This window comes from Amycolatopsis sp. A133 (assembly GCF_031082405.1).
In the GTDB taxonomy this organism is placed as follows: Bacteria; Actinomycetota; Actinomycetes; order Mycobacteriales; family Pseudonocardiaceae; genus Amycolatopsis.
On the sequence record NZ_JAVHJU010000064.1, the window covers coordinates 12,791 to 27,832 of the forward strand.

Genomic DNA, 15,042 nt, shown 5'->3' on the forward strand with positions numbered 1-15,042 from the left:
TTCGCTGACTCCTCTTCCAAGTTTCGCGTGGGTCTGGGTTCTGCTGGTGGGACGTCAGCTGTGCACGTGCAGCGGCTTCCCCGCGAGGGCGAGGAACGCTTCACCGAGGGCCTCGGTCTGGGTGGGGTGCGCGTGGATGAGCGGCGCGACGTCTTCGGGGAAAGCCTCCCAGCTGTAGATCAGCTGCGCTTCGCCGATCAGCTCGCCGACGCGGTCGCCGACCATGTGGACGCCCACGACCGGGCCGTCCGGGGCCTTGACCAGCTTGACCCCGCCGGAGGTCTTGAGGATCTGGCTCTTGCCGTTGCCGCCGAGGTCGTAGGTGAACGTCGTGACGTCCGAGCCGTACTTGTCCTTGGCCTGCGACTCGGTCAGCCCGACCGACGCGACCTCCGGGTGCGAGTAGGTGACCCGCGGGATGCCGCTCTCGTCGATCACGCGCGGGTTCTGCCCGGCGATCTCCTCGGCGACGAAGATGCCCTGCTGGAAGCCGCGGTGCGCGAGCTGCAGGCCGGGGACGATGTCGCCGACGGCGTAGACGTTCGGCAGGTTCGTGCGCAGCCGCTCGTCGGTGATGACGAAGCCGCGCTCGATCTTGACGCCGGCCTCCTCGTAGCCGTGGCCGGCCGAGTTCGGCCCGCGGCCGACGGCGACCAGCAGCAGGTCGGCCTCGATGGTCTCGCCGGACTCCAGCGAAACGCTCACGCCGTTGTCGTCCTGCTTCGCGCCGGTGAACTTCACGCCGGTCTTGAAGGCGATCTTGCGGCGGCGGAAAGCGCGCTCGAGCTGCTTGGACGCGAACTCGTCCTCGTTCGGGACCAGCCGCGGCAGGGCCTCGACGATGGTGACGTCGACGCCGAAGGAGGCCCAGACACTGGCGAACTCGACGCCGATGACGCCGCCGCCGAGGACCACGACCTTCTTGGGGACGTAGTCGAGGGACAGGGCCTGCTCGCTGGCGATGATGCGGCCGCCGAGCTCCAGGCCGGGCAGCGTGCGCGAGTAGGAGCCGGTGGCGAGGATGACGTTCTTGCCGGTGTAGCGGGTGCCGTCCACCTCGACGGTCGTGCCGCCGACGAACGTGCCGCTGCCCTCGACGAGGTTCACCTTGTGCGCCTTGGCCAGGCCCTGCAGGCCCTTGTACAGACGGGCGACGATCCCGTCCTTGTACTTGTTGACCCCGGCGATGTCGATGCCCTCGAAGACGGCCTTGACGCCGACCGCCTCGGCTTCACGGGTCTCGTCGGCGACCTCGGCGGCGTGCAGCAGGGCCTTGGTCGGGATGCAGCCCCGGTGGAGGCACGTCCCGCCCAGCTTGTCCTTCTCGATCAACGTGACGGAAAGGCCCAGCTCGGCCGCGCGGAACGCCGCGGCGTAGCCGCCCGATCCGCCTCCCAGGATCACGAGGTCGGCGGAGGTGTCGGTCACTTCATTAACTCCTCGGCAAGCAGTGGGGTGGTGCTCTGGTGCCGCCCGTGGCCGGTATAACCGCGCGCGCGACACCCGCCATCTTGTCACTACGCCGGACGGGGCTGCGAGCTAGCCGGGTGTGCGACGCCGACCACACGCGGAGTCCGGGATAATGAGTGGCGGAAGTCTCGTGAGGGAGGGTGGTCGAGGTGGGTCTCTTCGACTCGCTGCGCAGGCGGGCCAAGGGTGGTCAACGGGCCGGCACGCTGCGGAAAGCCAGCTCAGAGGACACCCGCCACCTCGAGGAGTGGGCGGCCACCCGGCGGGGTGTGGAGGCCTTCGTGGAGCCGAAGACCAACGTCACGGAGACCACTGTGGTGTTGATCGCCCACGACGGCGAATGGACCCGGCGGCGCATCGGCAGCCTGGAAGCCGCCCAGCAGTTCGGCCACCGCCGGTCGATCCCCGTCTACGAGGTCGCCCGCGTCGGTTACCCGAAGCGGATGCGCGAGTACACCGAGCGGAAGAAGCGCGGGCAGGTCTAAAGCTCGATCCGGCCGACGATCTCGCCGTGGTGGGTCTGCCCGGTGGGACGGAAGCCCAGCTTGAGGTAGAACTCCTCCGGACCGCCCTCGGCCGGGATCCACAGCACCGTCGCGGCCTTGTGACCGCGTCGCCGGGCCTCTTCCAGGACCGTTTCGACGGCGAACCGGCCGTAACCGCGGCCCTGGACGCCCGCGCCGACGTTGAGCCGCCAGATCCCGCAGCGGAAGAAGTCGAACTCGGCGGCCGGGTTGAAGCCGCCCATCACGAACGCGGCGGGTTCGCCGTCGGCGAGGATCAGGCGTGGCCAGGCGATCTCCGGCTGCGTGTACGCCTCGGCGAGCGAGACGGCGACAGGCGCGACGAAGGCCTTCTGATGGGGTTCGACGGCCAGCTGGCATGCCGCGGCGACGTTCCCGGGGGTGATCTTCTCCGCGGTGAGGGTGGTCACCGGGTCCAAGCTAGCCGGATTGGGCGAGCAACGTGGCGTGCCGGCCCAGCGCCGCCCGGAAGGACCGGTGGACCGTCGTGCCCAGGACCGGGTCGACCTCGACCACGTGCCCGGCCGAAAGCAGCAGCACCGGCGGCTCCGACAGGACCACGACGCCGTCCTCGGCACGCAGGTCCGCCGTACCGAGCAGGCGCGGGAACACCACGTCCGCGGGCAGGCCGTCGCAGGTGCGCAGGAACTCGCGGTGATCGGGAGGCAGCGAGACGCCCAGCCGCAGCTCCGCCGAACGGATCGCCGCCTCCGACGCCGGGGGCGGGGCCGCCGAGCCGCCGCGCAGGCGCAGGATCTCCGCGATCAGCTCGGGCCAGGTGCCCAGCTCCGGCGGGTACCGCTCGTGCAGCGCCGCGATCAGCGCGCCCGCGCACGCCGGCGCCCAGTCGTGCAGGCCGAGCGGGTCCGCACCCGCCACCAGCGCCGGGGCCAGCGCGCGGGTCGCCGCGAGCGTGGCGACGTCCGGCCGCGGCCCGGCCGGCGAGGCCCAGCGGCCGAGGTCACCGTCGGCCAGCGCCGTGCGGACGCGGTCCGGGCGCGACGGCGCCACCTGCTTCACCACCTCCGCCACCGGGCCCGGCGGGAGGACACCCTCCAGGTCCGAGACCGGACGGCGCAGGGCAGCCGAGTGCGCGCGCTCCTCGGCGTCGAGGTCCAGCGGCGGCAGGCCCTCGGCCCAGCCCGGCCGCGCCCCCCGGGCTTCGAAGAGCATCGCCCACGCGCGCGCCCGCACCGGATCGGCCGCGAGGGCGGCCACCGGCCGGTCCGTGCGGGCCTGCCAGTGCGTGACCAGCCGGTCGGCCTCGCCGGGCGCGCCGGCGACCGCGAGCAGCAGGGCGGCGTACCCCACCTGGTCGTCGACGCGCGGCTCGGGCGCGGTCAGGACGTCGCGGACCGCCGCCTCGAGGTAGTCACCGGCGTCCACACCGTGGACCCTAGCCGAGCGCCTGCTTGGCCCCCGGGTGCAGCGGCACCGGGTCGGTCTGCGTCGCCAGCTGCCGCGAGATCTCCTTCGCCGCCGGGTGCACCTTCGCCAGCTCCGCCTGCTTGTCGAAGATCAGCTTCGTGATCGCGCACGCGTTGCCCGCCGGGAAGTCTTCGCGCACCAGCAGCAGGTTGGGCACCACCACCGTCGGCACGTCCGCGGGCTGCCCGTAGGCGGCCTTCGGGATCACGGCCTGGTCGTAGACCGGGTTGACCTGCTTCAGCGCGGGCAGCAACGGCGTGATGTCGAGGAACTTCACCTTGTCCTTCAGGGACGTGGTGATGTCGGTGATCTGCGCGGTCGGCAGCCCGCCCGACCAGACGAGCCCGTCGAGGGTGCCCGCCTTCATGCCGTCCGCGGTCTTGGCCAGGTCCAGCCGCTGCGCCTGGACGTCGGCGTCGGGCTTGAGCCCGGCCGCCTGCAGGAGGCGGTTCGCGATCACTTCGGTGCCGGACTTCGGCGAGCCCGTCGAGATCCGCTTGCCCTTCATGTCCGCGACGCTGTTGATCCCCGAATCCGTGCGCACGAGCACCTGCGTCGAGTTGGGGTAGATCCGGGAGAGGGCCTGGATCTTCTGCGGCTTCCCGGCGAAGGACCCCTTGCCGTTCACCGCGTCCGCCGCGGTGTCGGCCAGCGAGAACGCGACGTCGTAGTTGCCGGCCACCAGCTGCTGGATGTTCTGCACCGAAGCCCCGGTTTCCGCGGCCGTCGCGCGCAGCTTGGTGTTGTTGCTGACCAGCTGGGCGAGCCCGCCGCCCAGCACGTAGTACACCCCGCCGCTGTTGCCGGTGGCGATGGTGATCCGGCCTTCGGCGGTTTCGCAGGACTGCGTCCCGCCGGGAGCGGCCTGGTCGGTCTGCTGCTTCCCGCCGCAGCCGGTGACGGCCAAGGCGAGCACCGCGGCGGCGGCGACTGCGCGTTTCATGCTGTCCTCCTCTTGATCACGGCATGGGTGAGCAAGGCGGCGGCACCGCACACGGCGCCGATCGCCATCGGCACCGGCTCCAGGTAGAGCAGGCACAGGGCGGCGGGGACGAACAGCAGCCGCACCGGCGTGGCGACCGGCCCGAAGAGCCAGCCGCCGGTCACCACCGCCAGCGCGGCGACGGCCAGCGCGGACACCGCCGTCACCCACAGCACGGTGAAAACGTCGGACTCCAGCAGCAGCGCGGCGCCGTTGTCGGTCAGCACGAAGGCGATCGGCACCAGGAACGCCGGGAGCGTGTACTTCCAGCACTGCCACATGGTGCCGAGCACCGAGCCGCCGGTGATCGCCGCCGAAGCCACCGCGGCGAGCGCGGTCGGCGGCGTGACCTCCGACAGCACGGCGTAGTAGAAGATGAACATCGCGCGCTCGGCGTCGGCGACCCCGAGCGTCTCCAGCGCCGGGCCGATCACCACCCAGGCGATGATGAAGCTCGCGGTGACCGGCACGGCCAGGCCCAGCACGCCGACGGCGATCGCGGAGAGCAGCACGGTCAGGATGAGGACCACCGTGCCGTTGTCGGTCAGCACGCCGGCCAATTCCACCAGCGCGTCGGCGAGTTCGAGGCCGAGCCCGGTCTTGGTGATGGTCGAGGTGATCACGCCGGCCGCCGCGCACACCGCGATCACCGGCAGCGCACCCCGGACGCCCGCCGAGAGCGCGTCGACCATGTCCTTCGCCCAGCCTTTGACATCCCGGCGCCGGGCGATCAACGCGAAGAGCGCGGCGACGCCGGTGGCGTAGACGACCGCGGCGAACGGCGGGATGTCCAGGGCGAGGAACACGACGATGACGGCCAGCGACAGGAAGTGGTAACCGCCGCGCAGCAACAGCTTCCACGGATTTTCGTGCGGCACGTCGACGGCTTCGGCCTGGAAGCGCCGGGCGTCGGCCTCCATCGCGAACACGATGCCGAGGTAGTAGAGCAGCGTCGGCACGGTCGCCCAGATCAGGACCTTCAGGTACGACGTCTGCAGGTACTCGGCGATGATGAACGCCGCGGCGCCCAGCGTCGGCGGCGAGAGGATGGCCCCGATGCCGGACGCGGCGAGCAGCCCGCCCGCGTTTTCCTTCGGGTAACGGGCTTTCTGCAGGATCGGCCAGGTGATCGAGCCGAGGCTGACCGCGGTGGCCGTGCCCGAACCCGACACCGTGCCGAGCAGGAAGCCCGACAGGACGGTGGTGCGGCCCGGCGCGGTCCGCGACCGGCGGAACGCGGCGAAGGAGATGTCCACGAAGAACTTCCCGGCGCCGGAGGCGTTGAGCACCGCGCCGTAGAGGGTGAACAGGACGATGTAGCTCGCCGCGACGTCCAGCGGGGTGCCGTAGAACCCGCTGGCGTCGTTGAAGAGCGCGTTGACGATCTGGCTGAAGTCGAGGCCGGCGTGGGCGATGCCCCAGTTCTGCGGGAGGAAGCCGCCGTAGTAGGCGTAGGCCAGGAAGAGCAGGCAGACGATCGGCAGCACCGGCCCGGTGGTGCGACGGGTGGCTTCGAGGACCAGGAGCAGCAGCAGCGCGCCCGCGACGATGTCCAGCGGCGACAGGATGCCCTGGCGGTCGAGGAAGTCGTCGTAGCCGACGAGCACGGGGTAGAGACCGACGGCGAGGGCGGCCACCGCCAGTGCCCAGTCGGTCCAGCCCGGGTCGTCACGGCCGCGCAGCCGCGGGCGGTAGCAGAGGAAGACCAGCGGCAGCGTCACGCCGAGGAAGAGCACGAGGTAGAACTGGTTGCCCTTGGCGAAGGGGAAGAACACCTGCTTGAGCACCAGGACCGCGACGGCGAGGGCGACGAAGTAGACGACGCGGTCGGGAACGCGGGACAGGGTCCGCGCCGGGCGCTCCTCGTCGTGCTCGGCGGCGATTTCGGCGGGGGAGTCGCGTTCCACCGGCTCGGTCGTCACCCGGCCACGGTACGGTGTCGCGGATCACACCGAAAGCGGCAATTCGATCACTCCGCCCACAGCGGTCGTGAGTGGTAAGGCGGGTTCTAACCCGCCTTACCACTCACGACCGGCCGCGGCAGACCCCGTTACTCGGCGCGCTCCAGCAGCGTCCGGACCGCGGTGAGGACGAGCCGGACGATGTCGTCGGGGTCGGCGCCGGCCATCGGCTGCTTGCCGGTGAGCTCGCGGACCACCCCGATGCCCATCAGCCAGGCCAGCGCGAGGTCGGCGCGCAGCTCGGCGTCCGGTGCGTCGGTCAGCGTGGCCAGGATCCGGGCGTACTCGTCGCCGATCTCCTCGCGCAGCACGGCCCCGACGTCGCCGCTGCCCGACGAGCGCAAGTAGGTCTCCAGCGTCCGGTTCCGGTCGCCCCCGGGGGCGAGCATGCTGCGCAGCGACGCGCTGAGCAGCAGCTCCGGCGGGTGGGTTTCGAGGTGCTCGCGCCCGCTGCGGGCGATGACCTCCTCGAACAGCGCTTCCTTGCTGCCGAAGTAGCGGAAGAGCAGCGACTGGTTGACCCCGGCCTCCTCGGCGATGTCCCGCACGGTCGTCCGGTCGAACCCGCGCGCGGCGAACAGCTTCGCGCCGGCGTCGAGCAGCGCCTGCCGCGTCGCGGCCGCGTCCCGTCTGCGGCCAGGCTGCGCACTCATCGGAGCAGGCTAACCGGCAAACCGGACGCGGGCGCGACGGCCCTACGCGCCGGAAAGGCGGATCGCGGCGGCCGGGCAGGTCAGTTCGGCCTGCCGGACCGCCTCCTCCGCACCGGCGGGCGGCTCGGCCGCGAGCAGGACGACCGTGCCGTCGTCTTCGTTCTGGTCGAACGCTTCCGGGGCCAGCAGCACGCACTGGCCGGACGAGACGCAGCTCCCCGTGTCGACGGTGATCTTCACGCTCACCACTCCACGGGAACGCGCTCGACCCCGCCGGCGACGCGGTTGGTGCGCACCGGGATCTCGTCGAGCCCGACGGCCAGCCGCAGGCCGGGGAAGCGGCGGAACAGCTTCGGGAACACCGTCCGCAGCTCGGTGCGGGCGAGGTTGGCGCCGATGCAGACGTGGGCGCCGGTGCCGAAAGCGAGGTGCACGTTCGGCGTCCGGTCCGGGTCGAACCCGTCCGGATCGGCGAACACCGACGCGTCCCGGTTGGCCGCGTCGCTGGAGATCAGCACGGCGTCGCCGCGCATGATCCGCGTGCCGGCGATCTCGACGTTCTCGTGCGCGTACCGCAGCAGGCCGGTGCCGCTGGTGGCGGTCAGCCGCAGGATCTCCTCGACGGTCTGGTTCACCTCACCGTCGGGGTCGGCGGCGAAGCGGTCGCGGCGGGCGGTGTCGGTGAGCAGGAACAGCGTGCCCATCGCGATGCGCGTCGACGTCGTCTCGTGGCCGGCGAACAGCAGCCCGGCGCCCATCCGGGCGAGGTCTTCGTCGGTGAAGGTGGGGTCCTCGGCCTGCACCTCGACCATGTCGGTGATGACGTCGGGCTGCGGGTTCGCGCGCTTGGCGTCGGCCAGCACCGTCATGTAGGCCATGAACTCCGCCATCGCCGCCTGGGCGTCCTCGCCGCCGTCCATCACCGCGATCCGCTCGGACAGCCCGCGGAAGTGCTCCCGGTCGGCGTACGGCACGCCGAGCAGCTCGCAGATCACCAGAACCGGCAAGGGGAACGCGAGGAAGTCGGTCAGGTCGACCGGTTCGCCGGGGTTTGCGTCCCGCGCGGCTTGCATGTCGTCGAGGCAGCGGTCGGTCAGCTCCGCGATGCGGTCGCCGAGGGCGCGCATGCGGGGCGCGGAGAACGCGGGCGCCAGCATCCGGCGCATCCGCTTGTGCTCCCGCTCTTCGTTCTCGAAGTCCCCGCTCGGGCCGTCCTGCAGCGCGGCGTGGGAAATCCGCGACGCCTGTTCCGGCGCCGGGTGTGAGCGGCCGAAGCGGCGGTCGCGGAAGACTTCCTTGGCCTCTTCGTAGGACGTCACCAGCCAGGCCGGGTCGCCGGCCGGGGTGAGCACCCGGCTCACCGGCGCCTGACGGCGGAGCACTTCGTAGTCCGGGGCGATCGCGAGCGCGTCGGCGCGGGCGAAGGGGAGGCGAGGCGTCTCTTCGGTGGTGGTCATGCGTCTTCCCTCGGATCGGTTTCGAGATCGGCGAGCCAGCGCAGTTCGGCGTCGAACTTCCCGAGCACGTGGTGCAGCGCGGCGCGGCTCCACGGATCGGCCTGCCCGGCGGCGAGCCCGGTGAGCCGGGCGCGCTCCGCGGTCAGCGCGCTCTTGCGGGTGTCGAGCACCCGCGTTCGTTCCCCCGGCCGCAGCCAGGCGAAGTTCCCCACGCGGGCCAGGAACTCCGGCTCGTTGAGCGCCAGGTCGGCCGGGAAGTCGGCGAGCATGTCGTGCAGCAGCTCCCGCCCGACTTCGGTGATCGTGTAGACGTGCCGCGGCGGTTTGGCTTCCTGTTCCTCGGCGCTGCGGCTCACCGCGCCGGCGTCGACGAACCGCCGCAGCGTCGGGTAGAGCGAGTTGTTCGACAGGGTGTGGCCCGTCGACGCCTCCACGGCTTTGCGCAGTTCATAACCGTGCATCGGCTCGACGGCCAGCTTCGACAGCAGCAGGATTTCGATCCACACCTAGGTCACCGTAACCTAGTGTTCGGTGACTGGGCAATGGCGGATCGTGACAGGTGGAGAGAAACTGTGTAGCTTTGTAAGCAGCCGCTTACAAACTCACGGGGGTTCCGCATGACCGCCACCCACACCGAACCGCTCGCCTACCCCTTCAACGAGGAGGCCGGGCTCGACCTGAACGAGGCGTACGCGGCCGCCCGGGACGCCGACGGCCTGGTCCGGGTGAAGATGACCTACGGGGAGCCGGCGTGGCTGGCCACCCGCTACGCCGACGCCCGGCTGGTGCTGGGCGACCGCCGGTTCTCGCGGGCGATGGAGAAGGAGAAGGACGCTCCGCGCCGTTCACCCGTGGTCCGGGAGGGCGGCATCCTGCAGATGGACCCGCCCGACCACACGCGGCTGCGGACGCTGGTCGCGAAGGCGTTCACCATGCGCCGCGTCGAGCTGCTCCGGCCGCGCGTCGCCGCACTGGCGACCGAGCTCATCGCGGACATGAAGGCGGCCGGTCCGCCCGCCGACCTCGTCGACGCCTACGCGTTGCCGATCCCGGTCGCGGTGATCTGCGAGCTGCTCGGCGTCCCGGTCGCCGACCGGCCGAAGTTCCGCGTGTGGAGCGACGCGGCGCTGTCGACGAGCGGGCTGACGCCCGAGGAGTTCGAGCGCAATCGCGAAGAGCTGCGCGACTACATGCGCGGTCTGATCGCCGAGCACCGTGAGCGGCCCCAGGACGACCTGATGACGGCGCTGATCGAGGCTCGCGACACCCGCGACCGGCTGACCGAGCTGGAGCTGGTCGACCTGTGCGTCGGCATCCTCGTCGCCGGGCACGAGACCACCGCGAGCCAGATCCCGAACTTCGTCTACGCGCTGCTGGACCAGCGCGGGCGGTGGGAGCGGTTGTGCGCCGACCCGGACCTGATCCCGGCCGCGGTCGAGGAACTGCTGCGGTTCGTGCCGCTGGGTGCCGGCGCGGGGTTCGCGCGGTACGCCACCGAAGACGTCGAGGTCGGCGGTGTGCTGGTCCGGGCGGGCGAGCCGGTGCTGGTGGCGATCGGCGCGGCCAACCGGGACGGGCTCCAGTTCGGCGACGCGGACGAGTTGCGCTTCGACCGCGAGGAAAACCACCACTTGGGCTTCGGCCACGGCGTCCACCACTGCCTCGGCGCGCCCCTGGCCCGGCTGGAGCTGCAGGAGGCGCTGCGCGCGTTGGTCACCGAGCTGCCGGGGTTGCACCTCGCCGGCGATATCGTGTGGAAGACGCAAATGCTCGTCCGCGGACCGCGGTCGATGCCGATCGGATGGTGACATGAGCTGGCACGTGGAAGTCGACGAACACACCTGCATCGGATCGGGGATGTGCGCGGCACTGATGCCCGAGGCGTTCACCCTCGACGGCGCGGTGGCCCGCCCGGTGACGCCGTCGGTCGAAGCGGACGAGACCGTGCTCGACGTGGCGGACTCCTGCCCGGCGATGGCGATCACGGTGACCGACGGCGGGCGGGAGATCGGCCCGCGACCCTGAGGTCCTGGCTAAGGGGTCAAGCGGCCGTGCTCGGTGACCACGGCCGTGACGAGGTCGTACGGGGTGACGTCGAACGCGGGGTTGAAGACGTCCGCGTCCGGCGGCGTGATCGGCACCCCGGCGTAATGGGTGAGCTCGCGGGCGTCGCGTTCTTCGATGGCGATGCCCGCGCCGTCCCCGAGCTTGCTATCCACTGTGGACGAAGGCGCGACGACGACGAACGGCACCCCGTGGTACCGGGCGGCGATGGCCAGGCCGTAGGTGCCGATCTTGTTGGCGACATCGCCGTTCGCGGCGATCCGGTCGGCGCCGACGAGCACGCAGTCGACCAGCCCGCGCGCCATCGCGGCGGCGGCCGCGGAGTCGGGCTGGACGCGGTAGGGGACGGCGGCCTGGGCGAGCTCCCACGCCGTCAGCCGGGCGCCTTGGAGCAGCGGGCGCGTCTCGTCGACGAGGACTTCTTCGACGAGCCCGCGTTCGTGCAGGTGCCACACGACCCCGAGCGCGGTGCCCCACCCGACGGTCGCCAGCCGCCCGGCGTTGCAGTGGCTCAGCAGCCGCAGAGGCCGTCGCGGGCACTCGGCGAGCACGATCTCAGCGGCGTGCCTGGAGGCGGTCTTGTTGAGCCGTTCGTCCTCGTCGAGCAGGGCCAGCGCTTCGGCGAGCACGGCGTCGGCGCCTTCGCCGAGCTTTCCGAGCGCCCGCTGGACGCCCCAGGCCAGGTTGACGGCGGTCGGCCGGGCGGTGGCGATGACCTCGGCGGCTTGCTCGACATCGCCGCCCCGCCGGGCGGCCAGCGCCACCCCGAGCGCCCCGGCTGCCCCGAGCGCGGGCGCCCCGCGGACGGCGAGCCGTTTGACGGCGTCGACCAGCTCGTCGACGGTCCGCAGTTCGAGCAGCCGGTATTCGCCGGGCAGCGCGGTCTGGTCGATGATGACGACGGCGCCGTCCGCCCAGTCGATGGTCCTGCGCACGCGTCCTCCCGAGAAATCCGGTTGCCGCGGTGGTGAAGATGCGGTGGTGACCATTGAACGGCAGAACCCGCCCGGTCTGCACACCCCACCGGGCTACCACCACGTGACGGTGACCTCGGCCCGCCGGACGGTGTACCTGGCGGGCCAGTGCCCGCTCACCGAAGACGGCACGGTCGTCGCCGGTGGTGTCCTGGCCCAGACCGATCAGGTGGTGGCGAACACGGCGGCCGCACTGGCCTTCGCGGGAGCTTCGCCGTTCGACGTGGTGCGCACGGTGATCTACGTGGTGACCACCGACCGTTCGACGCTGTCGTCGGTGTGGGACCGGCTGGCGGCATCGGAAATCGGCCCGGCGTTCGCCTCGGCGAGCACGCTGCTGGGGGTGGCCCAGCTGGGGTTCCCGGACCAGCTGGTCGAGCTGGAGGTGACCGCCGCGCTCGAGTAACCCGCCCAGCCAACGTGATGCCCGTCCAGTCACGCGTGATGCCCGCCCAATCACGTGAGATGCCCCTCCAGTCACGCGAGTCCGGATCTGGTCACCGTGTGCGGTGTACCGGAACGGCGAACTCGCGTGATCGGAGGGGCATCTCGCGTGACTGGAGAGGCATCTCGCGCCCCTCAACCCGCCCCTGGCCGGCCAACCGCCCCCGGCTCAGAGACCGGCCATCAGGTCCGTCTCCGTGATTCCCGGTCCTTGCCCGGCCCGGATGAACCACTCGGTCCCGAAAGCGAACGTGAACGCGTCGTCCGGCATCGCCAGCATGAACATGTCCTCGCTGATCTGGCTCGGGTGGGCCCGCATCGCCGCCCGCTTCACCGGTGCGTACTTCGACACGTCGACCGCCGCGGTGATCTCGGCTTCCGGCTTGCCGAACTCCACGTCCGGCGGTGGTGTCGGCGCCGCCTCCGGCGGCATCAGCCCTTCCTCCACCGCCGCTTCGAAGCCGCGCTGCATGAACTCGCGGTTGAACGTCGCCTGGAACACGCGGGCCGTGCCGGCCAGCTCGGCGGCCCGGATGCCGACGCGGTGGACCTGGATGTGGTCCGGGTGGCCGTAGTCGCCGTTGTCGTCGTAGACCGTCAGCACGTCGGCCGACTCTTCGCGCAGGATCGCCGCCAGCTGCTCGGCCGCTTTTTCGACGTCGGCGCGCCAAAAGCACGCCGGGTCGTCGTTCGTCGGCTCGCCCATCATCCCCGAGTCGCGGTAGCCCAGGAATTCGACGCGCTCGACGCCGAGGATCTCCGCGGCCGCGTACGCCTCCTGGACGCGCCGGTCCTCCAGTTTTTCGCCCTCGGCGAGGAATCCTTCGGGTACTTCGCCGACCTCGCCCTTGGTGGCGACGACGAGCACGACCCGGTGCCCCTCTTCGACGGCCTTGCGCATCACGCCCGCGGTGCGGAGGCACTCGTCGTCCGGGTGGGCGTGGAAGGTGACCAGTGTTGCCATGTCCGCGACGGTACCGGCTGCCACCGACAAAAACCGCCCGCGAGGATGCGCTCCCGCCCGCCGGAGCCCGGGACCGTGGCCGCCGGCGGCCACGCCGGGCCGGGGACCGACGACGGCCGGCGCCCGCGCTACCCGGCTTGTTCCTTCGAGCACCACCAGGTCGACCGGCCGCCGACCGTGCCGTGGTGCATCTCCGCGCCGCAGCGGGGGCAGTGGCCGCCCGGACGGCGGTGGCCGATGATCTCGCCGGTGTGCACGCCGCCGTGGCGGATCGCCGCGCGCAACGCCTTCCGCAGCGCCTTGTGCAGGTCCGCGAGGTCGTCGCCGTCCAATTCGTGCACCGGCCGGGCCGGGTCGAGCGCCGCTTGCCAGAGGGTTTCGTCGGCCAGCAGGTTGCCGATCCCGGCCACCACCGACTGGTCCAGCAGCCGCGCCTTCAGCGGCGCCCGCCCGCGGCCGACGCGCTCCCCGAAGTCGCGGCGCGAGATCTCGCCGGCGTCCGGGCCGAGCGCGTCGAGGTCCGGATCGAGCCGCACCCGGCTGAGCCGCCGTGTGTCGAACAGCCGCAGTTGTTCGCCGTCGGCGAAAGTGATCCCGAACCGGAACCACTCGGGTTTCTCCTCGCGGCTGCGGAACCGTTGCGGGCCGGGCGGTCCGCTTTCGCCCGCGAACCGCAGCTGCCCGGCCATCCCCAGGTGCAGACCGAGGTGGGGGCCGGGCTGCCCGTCGCCGTTTTCCGTTTCGCACCAGAGGGTCTTGCCCCGCCGGTGGGCTTCGGTGAGCCGCCCGCCGCGCAACGCGGTGGCGATGTCCCCCGGAGCGTGCGGGCGGCAGACCCAGTCGTCGTGGTCGTCGACCGCGCGGATCGCCCGGCCGAGCGCACCGGCGAGGACCTGGCGGGCGAGTTCCACTTCGGGGAGTTCGGGCACGCGACCCAGTCTCCGTCACGGACGCCGGTCACGCCGCGCCAGCAGCAGCGCGGGCAGGATCACCACGGCGGTGATGGCGAAGGTCATCGGGTACCCGGCCGAGCTGATGATCAGCCCGGCGCCCAGCGCGCCGGCCGCCATGCCGAGGTCGTAGGCCGCGTTCCAGATCGCGCTCACCGCGCTCTCGCCGCCGGCGGGCACCCGGGCGTACATCAGCGTCAGCGTCGCGTTCTGCAGCGCACCGAACCCGGCGCCGAACACGAGCGCCCCGCCGATCACCGCGGCCGGGGTGCCGGTGAAGGCGATGGCCGCCATCCCGGCCGCGGACAGCACCAGCCCCGGCACGAGCAGCCACGCCGGGCCGTGGCGGTCGCCGATCCGCCCGGCGACCCAACGCGCCGCGGTGGCCGCCGCGGGCTGGGCGAGCAACGCGCTCGCGGCGACCCAGGCGGGCTGGTCCGACGCGGCGAGCGGCAGGAAGGTGACGAGGACGCCGACCGCGGCGGCCGACACCGCGAAGAGCGTCGCGGGACGGGTCAGCACCGGGTTGCGCAGGCCGGCCAGCACGCCGTGCCCGCCGTCCTCCTTCGCCGTCACGGAGTGACGCGGCAGACCGGGCACCGACAGCAGGGCGAGCAGGGTGGCCACCGTCGTCACCACGAACACCGGCGTGTAACCCCAGTGCGCCGCCGCCCACACGCCGGCCGGCAACGCGAGCAGCCCCGGGATCCCGCCGACGATCCCGACCAGCGCGAGGCCCTCGCCCCGCCGGTCCGCCGGGATCAGCAGCGCGGTGACGGCGCCGCCGGCCACCACGGCGATGGCGAACCCGATTCCGCGCACCACGCTGACCGCGACGATCACACCGATGTCGTTGCTGAAGGTGAGGACGAGCGTCGGCGCGCCGAGCAGGACCAGCCCGATGGCCAGCGCCCACCGGTAGCCGACGCGGACGACCAGCCGCGGGGTCACCAGCTCGGCGGCCACGGTGGCCAGCAGCAACGCCACCGTCGCCAGCCCCGCGCCGGCTTCCGACCCGGCCTGCTTCGCGAACAGCGGCACCACGGAGAGCGGCAGGTAGAAGCCGATCGCCGAGCCGATGATCGAGACGAACCGCACCAGCAGGGCGCGGGACACGAGGCTGGAGCGGGCCGGTGGGGTGAGCAGCGCAGTCGTCATGAAAAGAACGTTA

At 71.8% G+C, this 15,042-nt stretch carries 17 protein-coding genes; 4 read left to right on the top strand and 13 right to left on the bottom strand.

Features of this window, described 5'->3' with window-relative positions:
* Positions 1–54 precede the first annotated feature (54 nt).
* Entirely contained in the window at positions 55–1,428 is a 1,374-nt protein-coding gene (lpdA, locus tag Q5425_RS38260) for a dihydrolipoyl dehydrogenase (protein WP_308677296.1), read from the bottom strand.
* A 182-nt stretch (positions 1,429–1,610) separates the two neighbouring features.
* On the opposite strand from lpdA, the gene Q5425_RS38265 reads away from it, so the two are divergent.
* Positions 1,611–1,955 carry an oxidoreductase gene (locus tag Q5425_RS38265; protein WP_308677297.1) on the top strand — a complete coding sequence of 115 codons (345 nt, stop codon included), beginning with the start codon at positions 1,611–1,613 and terminating at the stop codon, positions 1,953–1,955.
* Here Q5425_RS38265 and Q5425_RS38270 read toward each other — a convergent pair.
* The 8 genes from Q5425_RS38270 to Q5425_RS38305 all read right to left on the bottom strand — a co-directional run bounded on the left by Q5425_RS38270 (position 1,952) and on the right by Q5425_RS38305 (position 8,981).
* Positions 1,952–2,404 (bottom strand): GNAT family N-acetyltransferase, encoded by a 453-nt coding sequence (locus Q5425_RS38270; RefSeq protein ID WP_308677298.1) that lies wholly within the window; start codon positions 2,402–2,404, stop codon positions 1,952–1,954. The two genes, Q5425_RS38265 and Q5425_RS38270, sit on opposite strands and share 4 nt — an antisense overlap.
* Before the next feature lie 10 nt (positions 2,405–2,414).
* Positions 2,415–3,380: an SMI1/KNR4 family protein gene (locus Q5425_RS38275; protein ID WP_308677299.1), complete on the bottom strand. Its 966-nt coding sequence runs from the start codon at positions 3,378–3,380 to the stop codon at positions 2,415–2,417.
* A 10-nt stretch (positions 3,381–3,390) separates the two neighbouring features.
* Positions 3,391–4,365 (bottom strand): TAXI family TRAP transporter solute-binding subunit, encoded by a 975-nt coding sequence (locus Q5425_RS38280; protein ID WP_308677300.1) that lies wholly within the window; start codon positions 4,363–4,365, stop codon positions 3,391–3,393.
* Positions 4,362–6,326, bottom strand: coding sequence for a TRAP transporter fused permease subunit (locus Q5425_RS38285; protein WP_308677301.1), 1,965 nt, complete (start codon positions 6,324–6,326; stop codon positions 4,362–4,364). The genes Q5425_RS38280 and Q5425_RS38285 overlap by 4 nt, the downstream gene beginning before the upstream one ends.
* Before the next feature lie 128 nt (positions 6,327–6,454).
* Entirely contained in the window at positions 6,455–7,018 is a 564-nt protein-coding gene (locus Q5425_RS38290; RefSeq protein ID WP_308677302.1) for a TetR family transcriptional regulator, read from the bottom strand.
* A gap of 42 nt (positions 7,019–7,060) precedes the next feature.
* Positions 7,061–7,258 (bottom strand): ferredoxin, encoded by a 198-nt coding sequence (locus tag Q5425_RS38295; RefSeq protein WP_308677303.1) that lies wholly within the window; start codon positions 7,256–7,258, stop codon positions 7,061–7,063.
* Between the two features lie 2 nt (positions 7,259–7,260).
* On the bottom strand, positions 7,261–8,475 hold the full coding sequence (locus Q5425_RS38300) for a cytochrome P450 (protein WP_308677304.1): 1,215 nt from the start codon (positions 8,473–8,475) through the stop codon (positions 7,261–7,263).
* The gene (locus Q5425_RS38305; RefSeq protein ID WP_308677305.1) at positions 8,472–8,981 is read right to left on the bottom strand and encodes a PadR family transcriptional regulator; all 510 of its coding nucleotides are present in this window, start codon (positions 8,979–8,981) and stop codon (positions 8,472–8,474) included. The genes Q5425_RS38300 and Q5425_RS38305 overlap by 4 nt, the downstream gene beginning before the upstream one ends.
* Positions 8,982–9,092: 111 nt before the next feature.
* Between Q5425_RS38305 and Q5425_RS38310 the strand changes: the two genes are divergently transcribed.
* A complete protein-coding gene (locus Q5425_RS38310; protein WP_308677306.1) occupies positions 9,093–10,283 on the top strand; it encodes a cytochrome P450 in 1,191 nt (396 codons plus the stop codon).
* 1 nt (position 10,284) lies between these two features.
* A complete protein-coding gene (locus Q5425_RS38315; RefSeq protein WP_308677308.1) occupies positions 10,285–10,500 on the top strand; it encodes a ferredoxin in 216 nt (71 codons plus the stop codon).
* Positions 10,501–10,508: 8 nt separating this feature from the next.
* Here Q5425_RS38315 and mtnA read toward each other — a convergent pair whose 3' ends face one another.
* Complete coding sequence (mtnA, locus tag Q5425_RS38320; RefSeq protein WP_308677309.1) at positions 10,509–11,474, bottom strand: S-methyl-5-thioribose-1-phosphate isomerase; 966 nt, start codon at positions 11,472–11,474, stop codon at positions 10,509–10,511.
* A gap of 46 nt (positions 11,475–11,520) precedes the next feature.
* On the opposite strand from mtnA, the gene Q5425_RS38325 reads away from it, so the two are divergent.
* On the top strand, positions 11,521–11,919 hold the full coding sequence (locus tag Q5425_RS38325) for a RidA family protein (protein WP_308677310.1): 399 nt from the start codon (positions 11,521–11,523) through the stop codon (positions 11,917–11,919).
* A 207-nt stretch (positions 11,920–12,126) separates the two neighbouring features.
* Here the strand turns inward: Q5425_RS38325 and Q5425_RS38330 are convergent, their stop codons facing one another.
* The 3 genes from Q5425_RS38330 to Q5425_RS38340 all read right to left on the bottom strand — a co-directional run bounded on the left by Q5425_RS38330 (position 12,127) and on the right by Q5425_RS38340 (position 15,029).
* Positions 12,127–12,921 carry a PIG-L family deacetylase gene (locus tag Q5425_RS38330; RefSeq protein ID WP_308677311.1) on the bottom strand — a complete coding sequence of 265 codons (795 nt, stop codon included), beginning with the start codon at positions 12,919–12,921 and terminating at the stop codon, positions 12,127–12,129.
* A gap of 128 nt (positions 12,922–13,049) precedes the next feature.
* Positions 13,050–13,850: a DNA-formamidopyrimidine glycosylase family protein gene (locus tag Q5425_RS38335; protein ID WP_308677312.1), complete on the bottom strand. Its 801-nt coding sequence runs from the start codon at positions 13,848–13,850 to the stop codon at positions 13,050–13,052.
* A gap of 15 nt (positions 13,851–13,865) precedes the next feature.
* The gene (locus Q5425_RS38340; protein ID WP_308677313.1) at positions 13,866–15,029 is read right to left on the bottom strand and encodes an MFS transporter; all 1,164 of its coding nucleotides are present in this window, start codon (positions 15,027–15,029) and stop codon (positions 13,866–13,868) included.
* Positions 15,030–15,042: the final 13 nt, after the last annotated feature.